At 45.3% G+C, this 24463-nt stretch carries 21 protein-coding genes; 8 read left to right on the forward strand and 13 right to left on the reverse strand.

Annotation, left to right across the window (positions count from 1 at the left end; genetic code table 11):
* Positions 1–85 precede the first annotated feature (85 nt).
* The 4 genes from H6F66_RS05420 (at position 86) to H6F66_RS05435 (ending at position 4643) form a co-directional block, all read left to right on the forward strand.
* Positions 86–1372: an ATP-binding protein gene (locus H6F66_RS05420; RefSeq protein ID WP_190418989.1), complete on the forward strand. Its 1287-nt coding sequence runs from the start codon at positions 86–88 to the stop codon at positions 1370–1372.
* 177 nt (positions 1373–1549) lie between these two features.
* Positions 1550–2431 carry a hypothetical protein gene (locus H6F66_RS05425; RefSeq protein ID WP_190418991.1) on the forward strand — a complete coding sequence of 294 codons (882 nt, stop codon included), beginning with the start codon at positions 1550–1552 and terminating at the stop codon, positions 2429–2431.
* Between the two features lie 46 nt (positions 2432–2477).
* Positions 2478–3836 carry an amino acid permease gene (locus H6F66_RS05430; RefSeq protein WP_190418993.1) on the forward strand — a complete coding sequence of 453 codons (1359 nt, stop codon included), beginning with the start codon at positions 2478–2480 and terminating at the stop codon, positions 3834–3836.
* 162 nt (positions 3837–3998) lie between these two features.
* Positions 3999–4643, forward strand: coding sequence for a methyltransferase domain-containing protein (locus H6F66_RS05435; RefSeq protein ID WP_190418995.1), 645 nt, complete (start codon positions 3999–4001; stop codon positions 4641–4643).
* Positions 4644–4810: 167 nt separating this feature from the next.
* On the opposite strand, the gene H6F66_RS05440 is transcribed toward H6F66_RS05435, so the two are convergent.
* Positions 4811–5581, reverse strand: coding sequence for an amino acid ABC transporter ATP-binding protein (locus tag H6F66_RS05440; RefSeq protein ID WP_190418997.1), 771 nt, complete (start codon positions 5579–5581; stop codon positions 4811–4813).
* A gap of 114 nt (positions 5582–5695) precedes the next feature.
* Here H6F66_RS05440 and H6F66_RS05445 point away from each other — a divergent pair, with 114 nt between their 5' ends.
* Together H6F66_RS05445 and H6F66_RS05450 are read left to right on the forward strand one after the other, a co-directional pair.
* Positions 5696–7198: an ABC transporter permease subunit gene (locus H6F66_RS05445; protein WP_190418999.1), complete on the forward strand. Its 1503-nt coding sequence runs from the start codon at positions 5696–5698 to the stop codon at positions 7196–7198.
* Between the two features lie 930 nt (positions 7199–8128).
* Entirely contained in the window at positions 8129–10549 is a 2421-nt protein-coding gene (locus H6F66_RS05450) for a sucrose synthase (RefSeq protein ID WP_190419001.1), read from the forward strand.
* A gap of 181 nt (positions 10550–10730) precedes the next feature.
* Here the strand turns inward: H6F66_RS05450 and H6F66_RS05455 are convergent, their stop codons facing one another.
* From H6F66_RS05455 to H6F66_RS05470, 4 genes are all read right to left on the reverse strand, one after another.
* A complete protein-coding gene (locus H6F66_RS05455) occupies positions 10731–11777 on the reverse strand; it encodes a WD40 repeat domain-containing protein (RefSeq protein ID WP_190419003.1) in 1047 nt (348 codons plus the stop codon).
* Positions 11778–11858: 81 nt separating this feature from the next.
* Positions 11859–12062 (reverse strand): hypothetical protein, encoded by a 204-nt coding sequence (locus tag H6F66_RS05460; RefSeq protein ID WP_190419005.1) that lies wholly within the window; start codon positions 12060–12062, stop codon positions 11859–11861.
* 13 nt (positions 12063–12075) lie between these two features.
* Positions 12076–12549, reverse strand: coding sequence for a peptidoglycan-binding protein (locus tag H6F66_RS05465; protein WP_199295435.1), 474 nt, complete (start codon positions 12547–12549; stop codon positions 12076–12078).
* A 424-nt stretch (positions 12550–12973) separates the two neighbouring features.
* The gene (locus tag H6F66_RS05470) at positions 12974–13843 is read right to left on the reverse strand and encodes a TIGR01548 family HAD-type hydrolase (RefSeq protein WP_190419007.1); all 870 of its coding nucleotides are present in this window, start codon (positions 13841–13843) and stop codon (positions 12974–12976) included.
* A gap of 102 nt (positions 13844–13945) precedes the next feature.
* Here H6F66_RS05470 and H6F66_RS05475 point away from each other — a divergent pair, with 102 nt between their 5' ends.
* Positions 13946–14245, forward strand: a complete 300-nt coding sequence (locus H6F66_RS05475) for a 30S ribosomal protein PSRP-3 (RefSeq protein ID WP_190419009.1) — start codon at positions 13946–13948, stop codon at positions 14243–14245.
* Between the two features lie 157 nt (positions 14246–14402).
* Here the strand turns inward: H6F66_RS05475 and H6F66_RS05480 are convergent, their stop codons facing one another.
* The 4 genes from H6F66_RS05480 to H6F66_RS05495 form a co-directional block, all read right to left on the reverse strand.
* Positions 14403–17702, reverse strand: a complete 3300-nt coding sequence (locus H6F66_RS05480) for a GAF domain-containing protein (RefSeq protein ID WP_190419011.1) — start codon at positions 17700–17702, stop codon at positions 14403–14405.
* A 290-nt stretch (positions 17703–17992) separates the two neighbouring features.
* Complete coding sequence (locus H6F66_RS05485; RefSeq protein ID WP_190419013.1) at positions 17993–18442, reverse strand: NADAR domain-containing protein; 450 nt, start codon at positions 18440–18442, stop codon at positions 17993–17995.
* Positions 18443–18556: 114 nt separating this feature from the next.
* Entirely contained in the window at positions 18557–19432 is an 876-nt protein-coding gene (locus H6F66_RS05490; protein ID WP_190419015.1) for a tetratricopeptide repeat protein, read from the reverse strand.
* A gap of 123 nt (positions 19433–19555) precedes the next feature.
* Positions 19556–20689, reverse strand: coding sequence for a geranylgeranyl reductase family protein (locus H6F66_RS05495; protein WP_190419017.1), 1134 nt, complete (start codon positions 20687–20689; stop codon positions 19556–19558).
* Between the two features lie 570 nt (positions 20690–21259).
* Here H6F66_RS05495 and H6F66_RS05500 point away from each other — a divergent pair.
* On the forward strand, positions 21260–21433 hold the full coding sequence (locus H6F66_RS05500) for a family 2 glycosyl transferase (protein ID WP_190419019.1): 174 nt from the start codon (positions 21260–21262) through the stop codon (positions 21431–21433).
* A gap of 98 nt (positions 21434–21531) precedes the next feature.
* On the opposite strand, the gene frr is transcribed toward H6F66_RS05500, so the two are convergent.
* The 4 genes from frr to speB all read right to left on the reverse strand — a co-directional run bounded on the left by frr (position 21532) and on the right by speB (position 24456).
* The gene (gene frr, locus H6F66_RS05505; RefSeq protein WP_190419021.1) at positions 21532–22080 is read right to left on the reverse strand and encodes a ribosome recycling factor; all 549 of its coding nucleotides are present in this window, start codon (positions 22078–22080) and stop codon (positions 21532–21534) included.
* Positions 22067–22795, reverse strand: a complete 729-nt coding sequence (gene pyrH, locus H6F66_RS05510; protein WP_190419023.1) for a UMP kinase — start codon at positions 22793–22795, stop codon at positions 22067–22069. Before pyrH ends, frr begins: the two co-directional genes overlap by 14 nt.
* 122 nt (positions 22796–22917) lie before the next feature.
* The gene (locus H6F66_RS05515) at positions 22918–23469 is read right to left on the reverse strand and encodes a thioredoxin family protein (RefSeq protein WP_190419025.1); all 552 of its coding nucleotides are present in this window, start codon (positions 23467–23469) and stop codon (positions 22918–22920) included.
* Positions 23470–23544: 75 nt separating this feature from the next.
* On the reverse strand, positions 23545–24456 hold the full coding sequence (gene speB, locus H6F66_RS05520) for an agmatinase (protein WP_190419027.1): 912 nt from the start codon (positions 24454–24456) through the stop codon (positions 23545–23547).
* Positions 24457–24463: the final 7 nt, after the last annotated feature.

The following is a 24463-nucleotide window of genomic DNA, read 5'->3' on the forward strand; positions in this document are numbered from 1 at the left end:
ACTAAGGACTAGGTAAGACTTTTTCCCAATCCCCAATCCCCAATTCCCAATTCCCAATTCCCAATCCCCAATCCCCTCATTTTTCATGTTTGGTCGTAGCCGTCGCAATTTGGCTCGTTGGTTCACCCTATCAATGGGGAGTATTTTGGTTGTCTTTGCGGGACTGGTCTACCATCTGGAAGTTGCAGATACGCTCTTAGCTCTAGATCAATTACTTTACAAACAAACTAAAGTGATGGCAGCCAGCGTGAATTATGAGCGTCGCGATGGTAAGTGGGAGGTAGATTTAGAAAATGTGCCGCTGTTGGGAAATAACCTACAGCCACAGGATAGTGAACTGGTGTATGCGCGTTGGTACGATGCTCAAGGGCAACTGGTGCAATTTTTTGGCATACCTCCCACAAAGCATCTGAGACTGACATCTGAATTTGAAACAATCAAAATTGCCAACGACCAAATATTGGGAATAGGTACTAAATCCTGGCTGCGTCAGGTAACGCTACCCGTTTACGAGAAGGGTGTATTAATTGGTTATCTCCAGGTTGCAACTGGGCTATTGTCCAGTCAAGCTAAGCTGGATAATTTTCGGCTATTTTTAACGCTGGCGGTTCCTGTCACTTTGGGGATAATTAGCCTCGCTGGTTGGTTTTTGGGGGGACTGGCGATGCGACCGATTCGCCAGACTTATGACCAACTACAACGTTTCACAGCGAATGCTTCTCATGAGTTGCGGACACCTTTGGCGGCGATTTTGACTAATGCACAAGTTGGGTTGCTGTCTGATGATAATTCACAGCAACGTCTTCGGTTAGAGAAGGTTGTTGATGTTACTAAATCAATGAGTTCTCTGGTTAGTAATCTGCTGTTTTTGGCTCGTAATGATGGGTCATTGTCCCCTGAATGTGTCAAAGAGATTGATCTAACTATTTTGCTACAGGATCTAGCAGACAACTATGCAACGCAAGCCGCAGCACAAAATCTTAATTTCGCTAGTAATTTACTGACTAAAAGTGTGGAGGTGCAAGCGGATGCAGATTTATTACGGCAGGCGGTGATGAACCTGCTGAGTAATGCTTGTAAATATACTCCGGCTGGTGGTCAAGTTCAACTGCAACTGTTTACGCGATCGCGTCTGGCTATTATTCAAGTTTCCGACACTGGTATTGGAATTTCCTCTGCGGATTTGCCCCATATTTTTGAACGGTTTTATCGGGCGGATAGCGATCGCTCTCGCGCTAAAGGTGGTTTTGGTTTGGGGTTAGCGATCGCTCAACAAATTGTCGCAGCACACAAGGGTAGGATCTATGTCTCCAGTGTCGTCGGGCAAGGGTCAACTTTTCAAATCGAACTGCCGCTCAAATTAAATTCCTAATCCTCTGTCACTTTCTAGTCACATTTGTTTTTAACACTTAAAAATAGCAGGAATTGGAGATTGCCTACCCAATCAGGAACGCGAGGGTGCTGGTTTCTCCAGCAATTTCCCCTCACGTTCCTGATTGGGTAAGGTTTTTTTTAACACACTTTTGTTTCAGGATTCACTAAAAGTATTATGTATTTCAGACGCACTGCTTCCGTAATCAGTCTGACAGCTCTAGCTGTTGTTGGTAGTGGTTTTGCAGCTTTAGCTGAAACTAGCGATTTCACCCCAAAGACGGATGCGATCGCTACCTCACCCGCTGAAAATCTAGAGGCGGCACCGCTCAAATCAGACCAAGATCCGGATTTTGTTGAACAAAAAGTTGATTCTGTTGCCACTCAGACAGAATTGCCAGAGAATATGCAAGAATCCACTGCATCAGCAGAGTCTAACAAAGCTCAAATTGACATTGCTCTGAATCCTGAACAAACAACAATAAATACCGATAATGTTGTAAAACCAGAGCAAATTGTAGACAAAACAGTTCTCAATTCGGCATCGGCTCTTAGGGCTGAACCAACAAAGTCTCAAATCCCAGAAGCCACCAATAATCAAACGGCTGCTCCTGAAGTAGCTCAAGTTAATGTAACACCGGGTAGAGCCACACGCTCTGGCCCTAGTTATATTGGGGTGGCTGGTAACATCGGTTTTGGCGGCGATACTACTTTAAGTGAAGGTGCCTTTGCTGTCATTAGCAAAATTGGAATTACCAGAACTTTGTCTTTGCGTCCCGCTGCTTTGATTGGCGATGATGTAATGTTTTTGATTCCCGTAACTGTCGATTTCCCGACTCAAGGAGTACAAGAAACTAGATTTAGTGTAGCCCCTTATGTCGGTGGCGGTGTGGCAATTTCCACTGGTGACGATAGCACCATTGGCGCACTAATTACTGGTGGTGTAGATGTTCCGCTATCATCACAATTTACCGCGACGGCTGCCGTGAATGTCGGTTTTGTTGATGAAACAGAGGTGGGACTTTTAGTAGGAGTTGGTTACACTTTCTCCGGATTGTAAAGCGACTTGAAAAACCGATCGCTCTTTAAGGATGATGGTGCAATTCATGAGCAGACGTGCGAACTATAGCTCGACAAATCAAGCCTTAGTAATGAGCAATGCAGCTTCCCCCAAGCCAACGCTGGCATTTGTAGACGCGATCGCCCTGATTGTTGGCATCGTCATCGGTGCAGGAATTTTTGAGACACCAGCCCTTGTTGCTGCCAATGCGGGTAGTGCAGGATTCGCCCTTTTGCTTTGGTTATTGGGCGGCGGAATGTCCTTGGTCGGCGCTTTGTGCTACGCAGAGTTGGCAACGGCGTATCCGCACGCAGGTGGCAATTACTATTATCTGATGCGTGCCTTCGGCAAAAACCTTGCCTTCCTATTTGCTTGGGCGCGGATGACAGTGATTCAAACAGGTTCAATTGCGCTTTTGGCGTTCGTGTTTGGAGATTATGCTTCCCAGTTATTTCGACTAGGCGATTATTCCCCATCACTTTACGCCGCGATCGCAGTTGTCAGTTTGACAGGTTTAAACATCATCGGCGTTCAGCAAGGAAAGTGGGCGCAGAATTTGCTTTCAGTCGCCAAAATCCTCGGCTTACTCTTAGTTATAGTCGTCGGACTCACTTCTGCTGGAAATCCCGTTACTGAGGTGGCTGCTGCACCGACATCCCAAACAAATTGGGGCTTAGCGATGATTTTCGTGCTGTTGTCTTATGGCGGCTGGAACGAAGCGGCTTATATCTCGGCAGAGTTGCAAAATCTCAGACGAAACATGGTGCGATCGCTACTTTGGAGTATCGGTATCATCGCGGCGATATACTTAGCGATCAACTTCGCTTACATCAGAGGGTTAGGACTGGCGGGAATGGCAAGTTCCGAAGCCGTAGCAGCAGATTTGATGCGTAATGCGGTTGGCGAAACTGGTGCATGGTTTATCAGCTTACTAATTGCTGTTTCTACCTTGGGTGCTATCAACGCCACGATTTTTACAGGTGCGCGTACTAACTACGCACTAGGAAAGGACTTTGGGCTGTTCGCCTTCCTGGGAACCTGGAAAAGTCGCACCAACACGCCGACTAATGCAATGTTAGTGCAGGGCGCGATCGCTTTAGCCTTAGTCTTACTTGGCACCCTCACCCGCGAAGGCTTTAAGACAATGGTAGACTACACCGCCCCTGTCTTCTGGTTCTTCTTCCTGCTGACAGGTGTATCGCTGTTAGTTTTACGGGCGCGGGAACCAAGTATAAATCGACCGTTTCACGTCCCTTTCTATCCCCTGACACCCATACTTTTTTGCCTCATCTGCGGTTATTTACTTTATTCCAGCCTTGCCTATACAGGTATTGGGGCGCTTGTAGGCGTAGGCGTAGTGATAGCAGGTGTACCGATGTTGCTCTGGAATCGGTGGCGGCATTAGAACGGCAAAATTCTATTTACCCCTGTAGAGACGAAACATTGAAGTTTCTCCTCTGTTCCCTCCCTTGCTCTATAGCATCTTTGCGGTTCATCCCTCCTCAAAATGCTTCCCTTACCCAAAATGCCAGCAGTTTTCCACATAATTTAAACGGAGAAAAATGCTATGCAAATGCAACAAATCACGAAGTTATTAATTGCAAGTGTGAGTATTGTCAGCTTGGGGATTGCAGGTTGTAGCCAACAACGAGAATTCGATGCACAAGCCCAACCCAATGTTCAAGCCCAAGCACCTACTCCCACCCCTCAAACCCAAGAACGTACCCCTGATGTACCATTTGTACCCACGCCAAATGAAGTTGTAGCCCAAATGCTAAAAGTAGGACAAGTCAAAGGTGACGATGTACTCTACGATCTCGGCAGTGGCGATGGGAGAATTGTGATTACCGCAGCAAAACAATTCGGCACTCGTGGCACTGGCATAGACATTAATCCAGAGCTGGTTCAGCAAAGTAAAGACAATGCCCAAAAAGCGGGTGTAGCTGACCGGGTGCGATTTTTACAACAAGACCTTTTTCAGACTAATTTGAGCGATGCCACAGTAGTGACGCTCTATCTGCTTCCTGATATTAACGTGAAACTTCGGCCCAAGCTGTTAAGAGAACTCAAACCAGGCACACGCATTGTTTCCCATGACTTCGACATGGGAGAATGGAAACCTGAGCGTGTGGTACAGGTGCAAGGCCCTGCTCGTCAGCACACAATTTACTACTGGACTGTACCTGAGAATATCCCGGAAAATTTGCGATGAGGTTGTTGCAAGCTCAGGTAACAATTTAACCATGTTTAGAAAGCCCACCATTGCTGAAATTAGTAGACAATGGTGGGCAAAACATAATGATTTTAGATTAAGTAGAGCTAAATAGGGAGAACCAAAACAACATGAGCATTTGTTAGTTCCTTAATTACGCAGATGTCTTAATTTGATAAATTCTCAGCGAAATTCATGCGGCTCAAGAAAGTACGCAAGCGATCGCTTTTTGGCTGAGTCAAAACTGCCCTTGCGGAACCTTGTTCCGCTACACAGCCTCGATCCATAAAGAATACTCGATGCGCCACATCGCGGGCAAACTGCATCTCGTGCGTCACCACCACCATCGTCATGCCTTCTTCTGCAAGCTGCTGCATCACCACCAGGACTTCCCCCACCAATTCCGGATCGAGGGCGCTAGTGGGTTCATCAAATAGCATAATCTGGGGGTTCATGCACAAACTGCGAGCGATCGCTACTCGTTGCTTTTGTCCTCCAGAGAGCTGTTCTGGATAAGCCTTTGCTTTCTCCACCAAACCAACTTTCTCTAAATAAAATCGCGCCTGCTCCTCAATCTGAGAGCCAGATTTACCTAACACCAAACGCGGAGCCAGCATCAAATTTTCCAACACGCTCAAATGAGGAAACAGATTAAACTGCTGGAAAACCATCCCCACCTGCGCCCGTAGTCTCCGCAATTGCTTTTGATTGAGTTTCGGACGCGACAAATCTATCCCATTGACAACTAAACGCCCGTCGTTAATCGTCTCCAGACGGTTGAAGCAGCGCAACAGCGTACTCTTACCACAACCACTTGAGCCGATTATCGCCACCACTTCTCCCCGGTGGATTTCACCGCTAATTCCTTGTAAGACTTTGAGAGAACCAAAGCTTTTCTCAATGCCTTCAAAGATAATTGCCGGGGTGGAATCCTCCATAGTTTTTTCTGGTGTAATTGTAATTATTAAATTATATTAGGGTACGGAATTTTTGTAAGATTTAGCAAATCGACTTCGCGTCATTAGTAGAAATTGCACTCCCAGGTAAGGCAAATGCACAAATTCATTCAGTCACGTTGGCGACGCCAAGGTTTAGTTTTTGGCTTGAGTTGTCTGCTGATTTTGGGCATTTTTGTGTTGAGTGCCAGTTTCGCCAAAGCAAAAACCACGCTTAAGGTAGCAGTAGAGCCTACATATCCGCCGTTTGAGTTGCTGGGGGAAAACAACGAGATAGACGGCTTTGATGTAGATTTGTTTAAAGCGATCGCGCAAGCGTCTGATTTCGAGATTGCATTTGTAACGATGCAATTTGACGGGATGATTCCAGCTTTGCAGGCGAAAACCGTCGATGCAGCGATCGCAGCCATGACGATCACCGCCGAACGTCAGAAAGTGGTAGATTTTTCCCGTCCTTATTTCAGATCCGGGTTAGCGATCGCCATCAAAGCTGACAACACAGAAATTACTTCCCTAGAAAGTCTCCAAAACAAGAAGGTAGCTGTACAAATCGGCACCACTGGCGCAGCCGAAGCAGCAAAAATCCCTGGTGCCAAAATTAGCACCTTCGATTCTTCACCGCTAGTGCTTCAAGAATTAATCAACGGCAATGTAGATGCCGCCATTAATGATGCTGCCGTAACTCTCTACGCTATCAAAGAAAACAACCTCAAGTCAATCAAAATTATCAATCAACTGCTTACAGAAGAATACTATGGCATCCCCACTCCTAAAGGTTCTCCCTATTTAAATGACATCAACAAAGGACTGGCAATTATCTTAGGAAATGGCACCTACAATCGCCTTTATCGAAAGTGGTTTAATGCCGAAGCGCCGCCACTTCCAGAAACAATCAACTTTGATAAATCAACAACTCCCCTAAAAGCTACTAACGTCATCTTAAACGCAATGCCCTACTTATTGCAGGGAGTTTTCGTGACGCTATATCTAACAGCATTCTCCGTCTTTTTAGGAATGATTGGCGGTTCACTTTTAGGAATTGCCCGCCTCTCAACCATAGCGCCCCTGCGTTGGGCAACCAGAGCCTATATTGACTTTTTCCGGGGAACGCCTTTGCTGGTGCAGATTTTCATGATTTACTTTGGCATACCTGCCCTCATGCAAAGCTTTGGCATCAATTTCAATTTGGGAAGACTAACAGCATCAGTGATAGCGCTGAGTCTCAATAGCAGCGCATATATTGCTGAAATCGTCCGCGCAGGTATCCAGTCTATTGACATCGGGCAATCAGAAGCCGCCCAGTCGCTGGGGTTGGGAAGAGTGGAAACAATGCGCTATGTCATCTTTCCCCAAGCCTTGCGGCGGATGCTGCCCCCCTTGGGCAATGAGTTTATCACCTTACTCAAAGACACTAGCTTAGTAGCGGTGATTGGATTTGAGGAATTATTCCAACAAGGGCGATTAATTGTAGCAAATAACTATCGCGCCTTTGAAATTTACGCTGCCGTTGCTTTAATTTATTTGGCATTAACATTACTTTCATCACGCACTTTTAGTTTCTTAGAGCGTTCGATGAATCCAGTTAAAGCGGCTAAATAGTTAAGCACAGTTTGGGGTTCCAATCCCCTGATACGGAACGCCCAAACGGAAGGATTTTATCGCTGTTTTGTTACTTTAGATTAGATAAAAACCGCTTTCCCATTGTTTTGCCAAACCAATATTTTTCGGATTTGCTACAAATTGATTGCCGCAATGCGAAAGGCACTAGAAAAGTGCTCAACCTTGGTAGGGACATGGCATGACCCCCTACCAAGGTTGAGCCAACGTCAGAACCGCGATATATTCCACCCAACTGAGAAACGCTAAACTTTAGTAAAAGTGACCCAAAAACGCTAATTTGTTGGCTAAAATAATGCCTACTATAAATAATAAATTTTTATTCGGCGAATTTTAAGAACCCAGCATTTTAGAGGATGTTTTAAAAGTCTCACTCGCTGCATCAATCCGTACAAGATAACCCTAAATCCCCCTTGAAAAGAGGGATTTTGAGGCTGTTTCCCCTTCAAAAGGGGGGATTACTGAGTACGAAATATTACACGCTCCTAGCCTTTACGACGCCCTAGTAAGGGATGGTTGAACAAGGTGAAACTAAACAACACTTATGAATTCGTTGGGTTTTGTAATCACTTAACCATTTCTACGAACTAATCAGGTTTATAAAACATCAACAGCATCCGCTGTTTAAACGCCATGCTCCCGCGTACAAACTTGGTTCCCATTTTCCAACGCTAACGTCGGTGTTTTCAGCTTCTAACCGAACCCTATGACCCAGATCCCGTATCCGGAAATCTCCCCCTCACCCTATGCGAACAGTATTGGGACTGGTAGCAAAATTTACACCCTATGATAGGTGTTATAACTATATGGGTGCTGCCTACCTCCCTACTCTCCATCCTCCAGAGGGAGGATGACTACCAATGGGATTATGTAATTTAGTCTTGTAAAACTATTCATCAATTTGGAGTTTTCATGTCAGAGCTGATCCAGGCCGTTCTCGACAGTGATGAAAAAAGTGATATCCGTCAGTTTATCAGCGAGTTACGTCAACAGGAAAAGCGATACTTACTGCGTAACGATATCGTTAATGCGTTTGGGGAATATTGCACCAGGCACCAGAAGCCGGAACATTTTTACCACTCCTCCCATTTGGGAAAACTGATTTATTACACCCAAGAAATTATTCAGGAGGATGGAAACTTTTGCCTGATTGTTCGTCCTACGATTGCTTCTCAAGAAGTGTATCGGCTGTCGGAAGATTTGAGCGTAGACCAGATGACGGTGCAGGAATTGCTGGATGTGCGCGATCGCTTGGTTAACCGCTTCCATCCCAGCGAAGGCGATATCCTCGAACTAGATTTTCAACCGTTTTACGACTACACCCCGACAATCCGCGACCCCAAAAACATTGGGAAGGGGGTGGAGTATCTCAACCGATATTTATCTAGCAAACTCTTCCAAGACCCCAGACAATGGCTGGAGAGTTTGTATGAATTTCTTAGCGTCCACTCCTACAACGGACTGCAACTACTGATCAACGGGCGGATTAAATCGCAGCAACAACTCTCAGATGGGATCAAGAAAGCGATCGCCTTTGTAAGCGATCGCCCACCCGAGCAACCTTACGAAGAATTCCGCTATGAGTTGCAAGTCCTCGGTTTTGAACCCGGATGGGGTAACACCGCCGGACGTGTACGGGAAACTCTAGAAATCCTCGATGAACTCATCGACTCTCCCGATCACCAAACCCTAGAAGCCTTCGTTTCCCGCATCCCGATGGTCTTTCGGATCGTCTTGGTGTCTGCTCATGGTTGGTTTGGGCAAGAAGGAGTTTTGGGGCGTCCGGACACTGGCGGACAAGTAGTTTACGTCCTCGACCAAGCTAAAAGCTTAGAACAGCAACTACAGGAAGATATCACGTTAGCTGGGTTGGATATCCTGGGTGTAGAAGCAAAAGTAATTATTCTCAGCCGTCTGATTCCTAATAGTGATGGCACCCTGTGTAACCAACGTTTAGAAAAAGTTCACGGCACAGAAAATGCCTGGATTTTGCGGGTGCCTTTGCGGGAATTTAATCCCAAGTTGACTAATAACTGGATTTCCCGGTTTGAGTTTTGGCCTTATCTGGAAACCTACGCCGTTGATTCAGAAAAAGAACTGCTGGCAGAATTTCAAGGCAAGCCAGATTTGATAGTTGGCAACTACACTGATGGCAACATAGTTGCATTTTTGTTAGCACGTCGCTTGAAAGTAACTCAGTGTAACATTGCCCACGCACTGGAAAAATCAAAATATCTTTTCAGTAACCTTTACTGGCAAGACTTAGATGAGAAATATCATTTTTCCCTACAGTTTACCGCCGATTTGATTGCGATGAATGCGGCGAATTTTATCATCAGCAGTACCTATCAGGAAATTGTGGGAACGCCAGATAGTGTGGGACAGTATGAGTCTTACAAGTGTTTCACCATGCCAGATTTGTATCATGTGGTGAACGGGATTGAGCTATATAGTCCTAAGTTCAACGTGGTACCGCCTGGGGTAAACGAGAGTTACTATTTTCCATACTCGCGCCTGGAAGATCGGGTGATGAGCGATCGCGATCGCTTGGACGAATTGCTCTTCACCCTTGAAGACCCAGAGCAAGCCTTGGGTAAACTTGATGACCCCACCAAACGCCCTCTTTTCTCAATAGCGCGTCTCGACCGCATCAAAAACCTCACAGGTTTAGCAGAATGTTTTGGTAAAAGTGAAGCATTGCAAGAACATTGCAACCTAATTTTAGTTGCAGGTAAATTGCGCGTTGAAGATTCCAGTGACAACGAAGAACGCGACGAAATTGAAAAGCTTTACCAAATCATTGAAAAGTACAATTTGCAAGGTAAAATTCGCTGGTTAGCCGTCCGCCTATCGAAAAGCGACTCTGGTGAAATTTACCGAGTAATTGCCGATCGTCAAGGTGTCTTTGTTCAACCAGCTTTGTTTGAAGCCTTTGGTTTGACAATTTTGGAAGCAATGATTTCCGGTTTACCAACTTTTGCCACGCAATTTGGTGGGCCGTTGGAAATTATTCAGAATAAGTTTAACGGGTTCTACATTAACCCGACGAACTTAGAAGAAATGGCAGAGATCATGCTGGAGTTTGTCTCCAAGTGCGACCAGAATCCTAACTACTGGTATGAAGTTTCTACGCGGGCTATCGATCGAGTTTACAGCACCTATACGTGGAAAATTCACACCACCAAGCTGCTATCTCTAGCTCGAATTTATGGTTTCTGGAACTTTACCTCTAAGGAAAAACGGGAGGATTTGCTGCGTTATCTTGAGGCATTGTTCTATTTGATTTACAAGCCAAGAGCGCAAAAGTTGTTAGAAGCGCATATGGAACGATAAAAAGCTAGTAGGGTGGCCCCTTGGAACCTTACCCAACCTACTACTACAACGATTCAAGGGTTGGGTGCAATACATCTGTAGGGACATAGCAATGCCATGTCCCTACCAAGGTAGACCGAACGTCAGAACCGCGATATATTCCACCCAACTGAGAAACGCTGTAATTCTTCAGTTTTGCCTTTTAATTAATTCCCTGCGTCCGCCAAATTTTAATAGTTCTGTCATAACTACCACTGGCAAGAGACTTTCCATCCGGGCTGATAGCTACCGAATAAATCGAGCTTGTATCACCTGAGAGAGTGCTAATTTGTCTCCCTGTTTTCCAGTCCCAAATTCTGATTGTGTTGTCCTGAGAGCCACTAGCAAGCGTATCTCCATCGGGGCTGAAGGCAACAGAATAAATCATGTCTGTATGCCCCCTAACGGTGCGAATCAGCCGACGTCTGGAAAGATCCCAAATTCTGATCGTTTTGTCAAAAGCTCCACTGGCAATGGTCTGTCCATCCGGACTGAAGGCAACAGAATTAATTGTATTTGAATGACCGCTTAGGGTGCCAACTAATTGACCAGTAGCAAGATTCCAAATTTTAATGGTTTTATCTTGAGATCCACTAGCAAGGGTTTGTCCATCGGGACTAAAAGCAACAGCTTCAACCCAATTTGTATGCCCTGTGAGACTGTAAATTTGTTCGCCAGTAGCAACATTCCAAACTTTGATTGTATCGTCTTTACTGCCGCTGGCGATGGTTTGTCCATCGGGGCTGAAGGCAACTCCAAAAACTGAACTAGCATGACCCCTCAAGGTGCGAATTAACTCACCAGTGGTAAGATTCCAAATTTTAATTGTGTTGTCCTGAGAACCACTGGCAATTAATTGCCCATTTGGGCTGATAGCGATCGCATAAACAGGTTTCGGATGTCCCCTAAAGGTGCGAATTAACTGACCAGTGGAAAAATCCCACATCCTGATTGTATTGTCGAAACTGCCACTGACTACATTATTCCCATCAGGCGTGATGACGACGGAGTTTACCCAATCAGTATGTCCTCTGAGGGTGCGTTCTAGTTGAGCGTTTCGCCAGTAATCAGCAATTGTTGAAACAGCTGTATCAGTTGGGGCTGCTTGTGTCTTGATGTCACCAAGTTGAATGATAACGCCAGTAGCGATCGCTGTGGCAACCACACCCATAGCACTAATAATCGTTTTTGTTTTTTGAGCAGAGAACATAAAAATTAATTACCGAGTAACGGGAAGAATTGTTAGACATCAATTCTCTGGTCGTTTCCTAATATACATGGGGAAACGCGGTCAGCAAAACTGTACTGGAAAAATTGTGCTGATTTTATGCCCAAAGATAGATACACAAAAAGCCGATTCATAAATAAATAAAAGCGCGATCGCCCCTATAGTTATAGAGCGATCGCTATCTGTAAAAGTTCCATATTCAGTTTTGGGTTGGAGGCGACCGGGAGACTTGGGAGAAACAATTCTGCCAATTCCCCCACTCCCCACCTCCCTAATCCCCTTAGTGAGGCAACTTGCTCAACTCGAACCAGGTGCGAGAACCAACAATTCCGTCAGCTACCAAGTTACGAGAAGTTTGGAAGGTTTTGATAGCATTCTGGGTAATCGGGCCAAAAATACCATCAGAATTCAACTGTAGGACTTTCTGAACAGTTTTGACAGCCTCACCACGGCTTCCCAACTGTAGAACAGGCATATCAACGGGCGCGCCGGAGAACAGACCTTGCCACGTCTTAGCACCAACAATGCCATCCTCTACTAAGAATACGCGGTGCTGGAAAGCTTTAACGGCATTTTCTACTGGCACATCGAAGACTTCATCAAAGGGAGTGGCGTAATATCCCCAGCGTGCTAATAGTTGTTGCAATTCAAGCACTGCGGAACCGCGAGAACCCCTGCGAAGAACTGGTTTTTGGATAGCAGTAGCGGCAGCAGCTTGGGGAGTCATGGCTTCAAACTCTTTTGCAGATTGCATAATTAATGTTCCTTGAGGTGTGTTTCTACTCTTCCAATGTAGTTTTGAAAGCCAAGGTACACCTTCGCCCTGTTAGGTGTATTTAATCTCACCTTAACTACTCACCCATTAGGATGAGGTAAGAACCGTTACCTACAAGTAAGTGATTAATTGAAAATTGGAAATTTCAGTAATTTGTAGTAGTGCGTCCCGGCTAAAATGCTGGCTTAAACAAATGTGAAACTCAGAGGATGTCTGAAAAGTCATAATCGAGACGCTTAGAGGGTGAACCCCCTTGCATCCCCCTTAAAAAGGGAGACTAAGACTTGATTCTCCCCTCTTGAAAAGTAGGGCTAGGGGGGATCAAGCCAACTTTTGACACTTGTGAGACATCCTCTGACATTTCCAGTTTTTCAGCCCCAAGGATGCCCACTCAATTAGATGCTTAAACGCTACTACTACTTTCTGAATCTACAAGTTGCCGAATCTGCACAGGAGTTAACTGCTGCACATTGCTGAAAATTGCCGCAGCACCAGCAGCCTTAAGAGCATCTGCATAGGCATCACTTTGTTCCTGGGTTTTCTGAACGTGTGGTGGCAAAATGCCCACGCCAATCCAACACCGCTGTGATTTAAGCGATTTACTAGAAGCCGCTTCGCATTTACGTGCTTGTATTACTGTGTACAAATCAGCTACCGTATCCCCGACATAAATAACTGGCGTGTCGGGGTTAACGGAAAATTGCTGTTCCAACTGTTGTACAGCTGCCAACAGCCCTGTAGGATCCGGTTTTCCCGGAGCATCCTCCATCGCAATTAGCAATGGCGACTTCAAACCCAAGCGTTTGCTCAAAACATAAGTCGCTGAACCACGGGTAGCACCGCTAAAAAAGCCCCAAGGTATTCCTGCTGCTGTCAGTTCCTCTAGATAACTTGGCTGCATGAGTAGCGGTTCATCGCAGATATAACCTGTCCAATTTTCTGGATCTGTCCCTCGATACCGGGACTGGAAAAAGGCAACCAGAGTGTCGTAGTTGAGTTGGAGTTGCGATCGCGTTGCGGTATCCCTCTCTTGCGATTGCTTTGTCCCCTGAGCCTCAAAGTATCGATAAACTAGCTCTTGCGACGCTTCCCAATCATTATTCCAAATTCCTTCCAACTTCAGCTTGTCTATATCCTCTGGAGTCGGTCGATAGGCACCGCCCGTAAAATGCTCCACCGTATCAGCAAGCGCTCTGCGGTAAGATCCCCCGACATCGCGTACTACACCGTCAATATCAAACACAACTAAACTGGGACTGGATTGTTCCACCACTCTTACCGCACCTTATAATCTTTTGCTCATGCACTATATCCAGGGTGTAGAATAGTCGTTTGTACAGTATTCAACAAGGCTGGGACTTCCCTGGAGGTGTGATTGTCGAGGTTTATTTTAAAGGTTCTCTGGCTGGAAGAGAACGTTGCATTAGCCGTTGACCAAGTAGTAGGCAAAGGCACCAGCCCTCTAACATCTTACTTTTTCTGGCCTCGGAACGATGCTTGGGAACAGCTAAAAAATGAGCTGGAAGCCAAGCACTGGATTTCTGAGGTTGAGCGCGTCGAGGTTCTAAACAAAGCCACAGAAGTAATTAACTACTGGCAAGAGGAAGGCAAACGCCGTTCTATAGCTGACGCTCAGGCGAAATTTCCGGAAGTTGGCTTCACAGGTAGCGCCTAAGAGTTAGCTAAAGGCGAATTTGCCTCTTGTTTGATACTTTTGTCGGAAGTTGCCGAAGCGCGATAAGTTGAAGAATAGGGCTAATCGGTTCTGCACAAACAGAGTTTATAAAACCTAAGAGGGTAGCAGTTTATTAAAATGCTGACCCTCTAAATTTTTAATTTCCTTGTTGGATGGGAATCTCAATCCAAAACTGAGTACCTTTGCCTGGTAGGGAAGAACACTGGAAGACACCGCCGTGTTTTTCCACCACAATTTGATAGCTGATGGATAGTCCCAAACCTGTTCCCTTACCAACTGGCTTAGTGGTAAAAAAGGGATTAAAGATTTGCGATCGCACTCCTTCTGGCATTCCAGAACCATTATCGGAAATCTGAATGAGTGCGCGATCGCCATTTCGCACTTTGGTACTAATCTCTATCGTAGGGATTGCTGATTGGGCGGACTCTTCTGCCAGTCCTAAATCAAGAGTCCCCATGTCCAGAGCGTCAATCGCATTGCTGATAACGTTCATAAACACTTGATTGAGCTGACCAGCATAGCACTCAACTAAGGGCAAATCGCCATAGCTTTTCACAACCTCAATACTGGGAACGTTACCCTTCCCCTTAAGTCGATGTTGCAAGATTAACAGCGTACTGTCTAGACCCTCATGGATATCAACCAGCTTCATTTCAGCTTGGTCTAGGCGAGAAAAATTGCGTAGTGACAGCACCAGTTGCCGAATGCGATCCGCCCCAACCTTCATCGAGGAAAGCATCTTGGGTAAATCGTCAGCCAGAAATTCTAAATCAATTTCCTCTTGCAGCTTGAGAATCTCAGAGTCAGGATGGGGATAACGCCGCTGGTAGAGATGCAGCAGATCCAGCAAATCTTGTGCGTACTCACCAACGTGAGCCAGATTCCCATAAATGAAATTGACCGGATTGTTAACTTCGTGAGCTACACCCGCCACCAGCTGTCCCAAACTTGACATTTTTTCTGTCTGAATCAGCTGAGTTTGGGTTTGCTGTAGTTCTTTGATAGTACAAGAAAGTTGTTCTGTCTGCTCTTGGGTTTGAGTTAGGAGTTCAGCTTGCTGTATAGCTATGCCTAGTTGAGCAGCAATCTGGTTGACAAAATCAATAGCGGAGGCATCCCAGTGCCGGGATTGAGAGCATTGATGGATACATAGCAGTCCCCACAGTAAATCCCCTTTCAAGAGCGGCACTACCAAGTTAGCTCGGACTTGGAATTGCTCTAGAAGCTGGATATGACAATCATTTAAGCCGGCGTTGTAGATGTCATCAACTATCTGAATCCGACCTTGTTGATAGAGGTGAGCATAGTGTTGGGAAAAATGACGATCGTAAACTTTTGTTCCTAAAACAGGCTTAAACTCTGGCAACACGTCTTCGGAAACAAATTCATCATTCTCCGAACCAGAGGCTGAATATAAGCAAAATACTGCTACTCGGTCAGCTTCTAGCAGTTGTCGAACTTCAGTAGTTGTTGCCTTGAAGATTGTCTCCAGGTCAAGGGATTCTCGAATTTTGGTAACAACCGCAAATAATGCTTGCTGTTGTTCCGCAGCTTGCTCTAGTTGTTCGGCTTTTTCGGTGGCAATGTCAGCAGCAGCGCGACTTTGTTGGTAGAGTTCGGCTTGTTGAATAGCGATCGCTGCTTGATCCGCCAGCTGTTGCAGTAGGTCTATTTCAGCCTCCTGCCAAATCCTCGTTTTAAAGCACTCATGGGCAATGAGCAGTCCCCACAGGTGATCGCCCATCCTAATCGGCACGACTAAGTTAGCCTGAACTTGAATATTCTGTAAAAACTTTATATGACAGGGGTCTAAATCTGACTCCAGTACGTTGTTAGTAGCCCGAACTCTTCCCTGCTGGTACCGATAGGCGTAGTCCAAAGGAAAGCATTTATCGTCGTATATATGTCCCAGAATTGAAGTGGCATCGTCTGTCACATCTTCTACGACCACTTGCCCCTGGTAGCCTCTGGTGAACTGGTAAATCACCACTCGATCTGTGGTTAGCAATTCCCGTACTTCTCGCACGATGCTTTTTAGAATGGTCTGTAAGTCGAGCGTGCTACGAATTTGATCTGTAACCTGCTTCAAGACTTTGGCAAAATCCAACGATTGTTCCAACTGTTGTGTGCGCTCCTGTACCTGACACTCTAGGTTGGTATTCAGAGCCTGCACCTGTCTGTACAGTTCATACTGCTCAATTGCCATTGCGAAGTGATTGCCTAAGGTAGCAGCCAGTTCAATGTCTTCTTTTGTCCACTCGCAAGCTTGACCTTTTTTCAGCTCTAGCCAAGCCTCAAACGAGTTCCGGGGTTGCCACTGTCGCTCATCCGAATCAAAACGTCCCGCCCACAAAGTTTCTGTTTCAATTTCATCTCGAAATACGCTTAAATAACCGAGAAACTCTTGACGGTACTCCAGGGGTATAACGATCATGCCTCGAATCTTTGTTGGGCGGAATGCGGCTGCTAGCACTCGCAGCCCCGGTTCTTTATATATATCCCTAATTGCTACCGCGCTATTGCAGGCAGGATCTTGTAATTTAAAGTATTGCTGCCATACAAGACTTTCTTCGAGCAGGCAATCTTTCTTGAGTCCTACTAGCATCGGTTGAGCGCCGCAGGTAAACTGTTTACCTCCAAAGCTGGGGTTTTCTGCGGCTATGTAAAGTCTGCCACCGGAACCCTTAAAGGCGGCAACGGTTTCTATGAGAGCTTGTTGTACCTCAATCGATGGTAGTGTATGCAGCAGGGTTGCTACTCGGTTAATCTTGGCTTCGCGAATGGCTTGTTCGCGAGCGCGTCTGAGGAGATTTGACTGCGCGATCGCAATCGAAACTTGATCCGCCACTAACTGCACAATTTGCAGTTCCCTTTCGGAAAAAGTACGTGTTTGGGTGTTGTGAGACACTAATAATCCCCAGAGTTGCGGCTGTACTTTGTGTACCTGTACGTCGTACTGTAAAATCGGCACCACTAAGGAAGACTGCACCCCCATTGCTGTGAGATATTCAATATGGCAAGGGTCTACTTCGCGATAGTAAAAACCTTGCGTCTCCAAAGGAATACCAGTTTGGGGACAATCCAGTTGACTTATCCCAATCTTCCCTGTGGCAAGATCCACAATTGAACGCCCTCTGGCTTTGATAAACATTTCGCGGGCGTGGGGAGGAATGTCATCCGCTGGAAAATTCAACCCCAGCAGGGACGGCAGGCGGTTGTTATAAATCGACTCAGCAATAACTTGCCCGCTACCATCAGCATGAAACTGATAAACTTTGACTCTATCGGTTTCTAGAAATGAACGGATCTCGGCAACTGTTGATATTAATATCTCTTGCAATTCTAGAGATTGCCGAATCCGGTTCGTGATTCGATGCAGTAACCCTTCTTGTTCTATTTTTGAGGGCATATTCTGCGTATTATTACTGAGTTCCATTCGCTTTATCCACCACGCCTATTATTTTTTAATTTTTTCTTTTGGTCGTATATGTCTATTTTGTGCCTTAAAAGCGCTTTAGAACATTCGTGAAACTATTGAAATTATCAAAAATTTAAAATTAAACGGAATATTAATATATTTTAATAAAGCCCTAGTAAGATAGCTACATCTAAAGTAAAATACAATACTTACTCGCGAAGACAGGAAAATTATAGATAAAAATAAATAGTTAGTATTGTTTTAAAGAAAATCTAGATTGCAATATTTATATTTTTAAAAAACCTTTTTTACAAACGTTGCCGAATTTCTTGGCGGACGCTCATCAGAATTTTGCCTAGATGATTTTGACCAGTTTTATCTTTACCGCAGCCCCAGTAATAATCGATTTGGGAATCTTCGACAAGTAAGCGATCGCCTGTAGAAAGCAAAATAGACTGAATATCTAAATGGGTGAGAAACTTAATAAGCACAGCTTCGCGCATAATTTCGGTTTTCAGGCTTTCCCAGTCGGGACGGATGTGGCGAGTGCGATCGCGTCCCAATGTTGCTGCTTGCATTGGCGTCTTGGCGCTAGCAATCTCTAAAATTAAAGCTTCATCCTTGGTGCCGACAAATTTTTGCGCTTGATAGTAATGCTCTACCGTCGCCCAGTCTTGCCCCAGCAGATGAATGCAATGAGGAGAAAAGTTGGAAAAACATCCATATGGATCGTCAACTTTGTAAAAGTAAATCGTCATTTGCTAATCGGGGATTGGGGATTGGGGAGAGAGGGACAAAGAAAGCAACCCTTTTTGTCCCTCTCTCCCAAGACTATACTTCCAGTTTTTATTACCTTTTATCTCACAGGCTTTTTACTTCTGTCCCATCGCCTTCAATCCTTCATCGATCTTGTCAGCGTCCTGAGTTCTACCTTGCTCTCTGAGTAAATCTCTAGCCTTTTTAATAGCTGCTATTGACTCAGATTTCTTACCTTGTTGATCTAAAGCCAACCCTAAATTAAAGTAAGCTTGTGCTGCTTTAGGCTCAATCTCCGTCGCCTTTTTCAGAGACGCCACTCCCTCAGGCAAATTTCCTTGTTTGACTAAAGCAATCCCCAAAAAGTAGTGTGCATCCGCACTTTTTGGGTCAAGCTCAATTGATTTTTTAAAAGCAGCAGTTGCTTCCTTTAAATTGTTTTGGACACCTAAAGCAACTCCCAAGTCTTTGTGAGTTTTGGCATTATTCGGGTCAATTGCTAGGGATTTTTTGAAAGAATCAGTCGCTTCAGGTATTTTCCCTTGGTTGACTTGAATAAATCCTAAATTATTATAAATTTTTGCATTTTTAGGGTCAACTTCGATGGCTTTTTGAAAAGTGGCAGAAGCCTCATCTAATTTCTTTTCATTGACCTGAATTAATGCCAATTTACTATACAATTCTATTTTTTTTGGATTTGCTTCAATAGCTTTTTTGAAAGCTTCTGTAGCTTCTGGTAACTTATTTTCTTGAACCAAAGCAGTTCCCAATTTATCGTAAGTTTCTGCATCTTTGGGATTAATTTCGACTGCTTTATTGTAGTCAGCGATCGCTTCCGATAATTTGCCTTGCTCAACAAGAGCATTTCCTGAGTCTACATACTTTTTGGCATCAGCCTGTGAGTTGCCACAACCCACCATCAGGAAGCCTACGAATCCGGCTACCGCAATCGAAAGCCCAAACCTGGATAAATTTGCAGTCCTAGAAGACATAACTATCGAGTTTCTAGAGGAAAGCCCCAATATAACACAAGAACAAATTGAAATTATTCATGGTTTATGGCTGATAGTTCATAGCAAACCATCAGCCATAAAAAATACGACCGGAAAAAAAAATTAGCCGCCCATACCGGGGATCATACTCTTACTCAGTCGCTTAATGGCACGATCAGCCACTTCTGAGTAACGGCTTTCCCCGCATAGCAGTTGACCCATTTTTTCAGCAGCACCGGGGCGCTTAACACCAACTTTATAAGCGATACCAGGAATTCTGTAGAAAATTCCTGCTAAACGTTGCGCCCACACCATGTCAGATCCCCATTCTTGAGCGATCGCATTGGTGTATCCTTCCAAAGCATTGCGATCGCCTCCCACAGCTTTGTCAATTGCTTCCGCAGCCTTCAAACCGCTAAACATCGAGGGACGAATTCCCTCAGCCGTAAACGGATCGACGACACAAGCAGCTTCTCCAGCTAAAACTGCATTTTGGGTATGCAGCTTTTGATCGCCGTCCCACAAGCACAAAAGATGACCGTACTGCTTGCTGGTTTTGACATCAACATTAAACAGCGTGGCATACTCAGCTAGGAGGCTCTTAAAGTCTTGCGGTTCGCTGCCTCGGAAGTTGCCAATCCCGATAGAATAGCCGTCGGCTTTGGGAAAATTCCAGATATAGCCATTTTTGACCATCCCAAATTCAAAATGAGCGATGTGACCGTTTTCTACTTGCGCCTTTGGTTCTGCCTCCAAAGCGCCAGCCAGACGGCGTTTGCGCTCTTTAAAGCCCAGCCACTTAGCCATTGGCCCTTTGGCTCCATCGGCAGCAATTAAATAACGACCTTGTACCGGGCCGTTTGCCGTGTTGACTTGCCAAGCGTCGTTCTTAAACTCAATTCCCGTCACTTCCGTATTGTCTCTAAGTTCTGCGCCCTGTTGCTGCGCCTGCTGGATAAGAAAGTGGTCGAAAACGTCTCGCCGTACCATCCATATTGGTTCTGGCGTATTCAGTTCTGTTTCCACCGGATCTTTCATATTCCATGTGCAGCGAATCGTGTTCACCTTCAGGGAAATGGCGGGGGAGAAGTCAAAATCAAACCACTCGGCAACTGCTGGCGAAACGCCACCTCCACAAGGTTTGTATCGAGGCAGAGATTCTTTTTCTATAACTAAAACTGAGCGTCCCCGCTTCGCTAAGTGATAAGCTGCGGTTCCGCCTGCTGGGCCAGCGCCGACAATAATACAGTCAAACATCGTATTAATTTTTGCTCCTGAACGCACTTGAATTTGAGGCTGGAAGGAGAATTTAGATTCTCATAGGTGCATCCCACTTTTGGACACTCTAAAGGGCCGATGCTAGGCAAGCAAATATCGCCTGCACGGTCTTAAGAATTTTAGCCTGCCTACGCAGACTTGGTTGGCTTAGCCCGTGGGAGTATATTGGCACGCAATGGAATTCTCATCCTCACTCTTGTACTCACTGGTTTAAAGCTTAGTTGCTTTGGGTGCTAACTGGCTATTTGCGTAATTTCCCCGTTCCAGTAAAAAGCCTGCAATCTAATGCTTTCAAGCTTTTTAGCATAGCGATCGCTGTGTGGATATTATATTGTGCTTTTATTTGCCCAATCAATTCCGTGTTTTCAACTACGTAAGCGATTAATTGCTTTTAAACTTGCCGATAGACAACGCGATCGCCATCTTTAATAAATTCATCAATTTCACTGAGTGCAAAATTGCCTATAATTTATAGGATTGGTTCATGAAAGCTTCATAAAATTAAAAACAAGATAAAGCTGTGCATTTACTACTGTGAGGTCAAGACTTATGTGGGAAGTACGCATCCAATACGCCAACGGTAACGAGAAAATTTTACGCGCCTGCACGAACCGAGAAACTGCCCTGCGGTACGTGGATGCGATTTATTCCCAAGGCTACCCCATGCACGTTGCCTACCTTGTCCGTCCGAGCGTAGATGGACAAGTGTTTGTGCCTGCATAAGTTTTAGTCTTTAGTCCTTAGTTTTTTGCTAGAACTTTTGACTAATTAAATTTAGTCTTTAGTCCTTCACTATAACTAATGACTAATGACTAATCACTTTAAACAGTGGTGATATCTTTCTCTTTTTCTGCTAGTAGTTCGTCAACTCTGGCGATGTACTTGTCAGTCAACTTCTGAACGCTTTCTTGCAAATCTCGCGCTTCATCCTTGGGAAGTTCACTATTTTTTTCCTGTTTGCGAATCGAGTCAACGGCATCGCGGCGGATGTTGCGAATAGAGACTTTGCCTTCTTCGGCATACTTTGCTGCTATTTTCACCAATTCTTTGCGGCGATCGCTTGTCAATGGCGGAATATTCAGCCGAATCATGGAGCCATCGTTGTTTGGCGTTAAGCCTACATCCGACAGCGAAATGGCTTTTTCAATTAAGTTAAGGCTGCTACGGTCAAAAGGTTGGATGGTAATCGTAGTCGCATCCGGCGTACTAATGTTTGCCAAGGATTTGATAGGAGTTGGGGAACCGTAGTATTCCACAATTACTTTGTCGAGGAGACTAGCATTGGCTCGTCCCGTCCGAATGGTATTAAAAGACCGTTGAGTTGATTCAACTGCCTTTTTCATGTTGCTTTCAGCGTCAGATAACTTCACAAAAACCTCCGACAATTGTTCCGACAGATTCTCCCATAACGGCTCGGCGAATATTTCCCGGAACCGATAAATCAAACACCATAATCGGGATATTGTTTTCTTTACATAAGGCGATCGCTGTACTATCCATCACCCGCAGATCGTTAGCTAAAACGTGTCCGTAGGTAATGCTCTGATAGCGATGAGCTTGCGGGTTCAGCTTGGGATCAGAATCATAAATCCCGTCTACTTTAGTCGCCTTAAAAATTACATTCGCATCAATTTCCGCTGCTCGCAAGGCAGCTGTGGTGTCGGTGGTGAAAAAGGGGTTTCCCGATCCAGCCCCAAAAATCACCACCCGTCCTTTTTCGAGATGGCGAATAGCACGCCGCCGGATGTAAGGTTCTGCGACTTCTTGCATAGCGATCGCGGTTTGCACTCGCGTTGGCACCCCAATTTGCTCTAGAGAGTCCTGCAAGGTCATCGCATTCATCACTGTGGCAATCATGCCAATGTAGTCTGCTGTCGCCCGATCCATCCCCGCCGATGCTGCTTTCACGCCGCGAAAGATATTGCCGCCACCGACGACAATAGCTACCTGAACGCCACTTGCCACGACTTCTGCGACTTGGGTCGCGATTTCCTGAACCACCATCGGATCGATTCCGTAGCCCAGGTTGCCCATCAAAGCTTCACCGGAAAGCTTGAGTAAAATTCGTCGATAAGTTATCCCCATGCAGACACTATTTTCTCACTCCAATTACCTCCACCATAAGATAGCAGTAGCGGAGTAGTTTGGGATATGATTCGGCAAATTTAACTCTTGTTAGCTACTACCACCAATCCGGCAGTGGGGTGTTAATTACGCCACTTTACCGAGCAACCCACGGCATCAGTGGACTCTGGAGTAATTGTATTGCCTTGCAGCAAACAGGCGATCGCATCTCGCAAATAATGCACCCGTACTGCTTCTGGCTCTTGGGGATTATCGTCAATTCCCCCGCTGTAGCGGAGTATACCTGCATTGTCTATCAGGTAAACTTCCGGTGTTTTTGTTGCTCCGAAGCAACGAGCAACATCCTGCGTTGTATCGCGCAGATAGGGAAAATTCAGCTGATCTGCTGCTAAATTTTTCATGTTTTCAAAGCTGTCTTCAGGATACTGGAAAGCATCATTAGCATTGATGCCAATCAGCGTAAATCCTTGTTCTTGAAACTCGGCTTGAATCTCTATTAGCCTATCGAGATACAACTGCACGTAAGGACAGTGATTGCACATGAAAACGACACATATAGCCCGATATCTCTCTAAATAACGGGATAAATGGTGTACTTTATCATCGATCCCTGGCAGTTCAAAATCCGGAGCATAACTACCAATGGGAGTGCCAGTTTTTTCCATCACACTCATTTGCACAAGCCTTAATGAATCAACAATTGGAACACAACAGATTAGAAAAGGAATGTAGCTAGTTAGCAGTAGCTTCTAGCCGGTTTGCAATGCCTTATAACCTATAAGTTTATAGACCAATTTGGCTGCCGTAAATTGGGATACTACGGAATCTACGATGAGTGCTAGTTCCATTACGTCACAGCCAATGACTTCGTAACCATCAAATACTCGCCGCAAAAAAGTGAGGAGGGAGTACCAATTTAATCCACCAGGTTCGGGAGTACCAACGGCGGGGATTAGTGTAGGAGCGATGCCATCTAAGTCGATGGTGAGGAAAACTCGTTGGGTGGGGATACTAGCGATCGCTTTGTCCATCCAATCCGGTTGCGTGGCAATTTCTCGCGCCCGGAACACCGCCAAATTCTTCTCTTTGATCAGGTCAGCTTCTTCTTTGCAAATAGCCTGAATACCAATCTGTAATGTAGGTAATCCCATATCCACAATCCGCCGCATCACGCAAGCATGATTGTGAATTGAGCCTTCGTAAGAAAACCGAAAGTCGCCGTGAGCATCAATTTGAATTACCGTGAAAGGTTCATCGGTAAAGAAATCTCGATATGCCTCCACAATGCCAGTAGTAATGCTGTGTTCGCCACCCAAACCGATGACAAACTTACCATCCGCAATCAGCTTAGACACGGTATCAGGGGTGACTTTTAGCATTGCCTCGGATGAAACCGAGCTACCATTGCGTGTGTCCGCGATAGATTCGTAAGTGTAAATTCCAATGTCTTGGCAAGTTTCCGCATCTAGCTCCTCGTCGTAGTATTCCACTTGTTGAGAAGCTTCCAGAATGGAATCTGTCCCGTTTTCGCATCCCCGGTGATAGGTTGTTGTCGCCTCGTAGGGGATTGGGAGAATGACCACCTGTGCAGCATCATAGGTTGTTGCTACATCAGGGCCCAGGAATGGCAGAACAGAGGTAGAAGTTTGCACCATATTCATCAACAAA

The sequence above is a fragment of the Trichocoleus sp. FACHB-6 genome (genome assembly GCF_014695815.1).
In the GTDB taxonomy this organism is placed as follows: Bacteria; Cyanobacteriota; Cyanobacteriia; order Cyanobacteriales; family FACHB-T130; genus Funiculus; species Funiculus sociatus.

Bases quoted from the DNA above. Each gene is read 5' to 3' on its own strand.
- speB (WP_190419027.1), bottom strand. From the start codon at position 24,456: ATGAATATGGTGCAAACTTCTACCTCTGTTCTGCCATTCCTGGGCCCT.
- H6F66_RS05420 (WP_190418989.1), top strand. From the start codon at position 86: ATGTTTGGTCGTAGCCGTCGCAATTTGGCTCGTTGGTTCACCCTATCA.
- H6F66_RS05445 (WP_190418999.1), top strand. From the start codon at position 5,696: ATGCACAAATTCATTCAGTCACGTTGGCGACGCCAAGGTTTAGTTTTT.
- H6F66_RS05500 (WP_190419019.1), top strand. From the start codon at position 21,260: ATGTGGGAAGTACGCATCCAATACGCCAACGGTAACGAGAAAATTTTA.
- H6F66_RS05435 (WP_190418995.1), top strand. From the start codon at position 3,999: ATGCAAATGCAACAAATCACGAAGTTATTAATTGCAAGTGTGAGTATT.
- pyrH (WP_190419023.1), bottom strand. From the start codon at position 22,795: ATGGGGATAACTTATCGACGAATTTTACTCAAGCTTTCCGGTGAAGCT.
- H6F66_RS05450 (WP_190419001.1), top strand. From the start codon at position 8,129: ATGTCAGAGCTGATCCAGGCCGTTCTCGACAGTGATGAAAAAAGTGAT.
- H6F66_RS05440 (WP_190418997.1), bottom strand. From the start codon at position 5,581: ATGGAGGATTCCACCCCGGCAATTATCTTTGAAGGCATTGAGAAAAGC.
- H6F66_RS05490 (WP_190419015.1), bottom strand. From the start codon at position 19,432: ATGTCTTCTAGGACTGCAAATTTATCCAGGTTTGGGCTTTCGATTGCG.
- H6F66_RS05455 (WP_190419003.1), bottom strand. From the start codon at position 11,777: ATGTTCTCTGCTCAAAAAACAAAAACGATTATTAGTGCTATGGGTGTG.
- H6F66_RS05485 (WP_190419013.1), bottom strand. From the start codon at position 18,442: ATGACGATTTACTTTTACAAAGTTGACGATCCATATGGATGTTTTTCC.
- H6F66_RS05480 (WP_190419011.1), bottom strand. From the start codon at position 17,702: ATGGAACTCAGTAATAATACGCAGAATATGCCCTCAAAAATAGAACAA.
- H6F66_RS05495 (WP_190419017.1), bottom strand. From the start codon at position 20,689: ATGTTTGACTGTATTATTGTCGGCGCTGGCCCAGCAGGCGGAACCGCA.
- H6F66_RS05430 (WP_190418993.1), top strand. From the start codon at position 2,478: ATGAGCAGACGTGCGAACTATAGCTCGACAAATCAAGCCTTAGTAATG.
- H6F66_RS05465 (WP_199295435.1), bottom strand. From the start codon at position 12,549: ATGCAATCTGCAAAAGAGTTTGAAGCCATGACTCCCCAAGCTGCTGCC.
- H6F66_RS05515 (WP_190419025.1), bottom strand. From the start codon at position 23,469: ATGAGTGTGATGGAAAAAACTGGCACTCCCATTGGTAGTTATGCTCCG.
- H6F66_RS05425 (WP_190418991.1), top strand. From the start codon at position 1,550: ATGTATTTCAGACGCACTGCTTCCGTAATCAGTCTGACAGCTCTAGCT.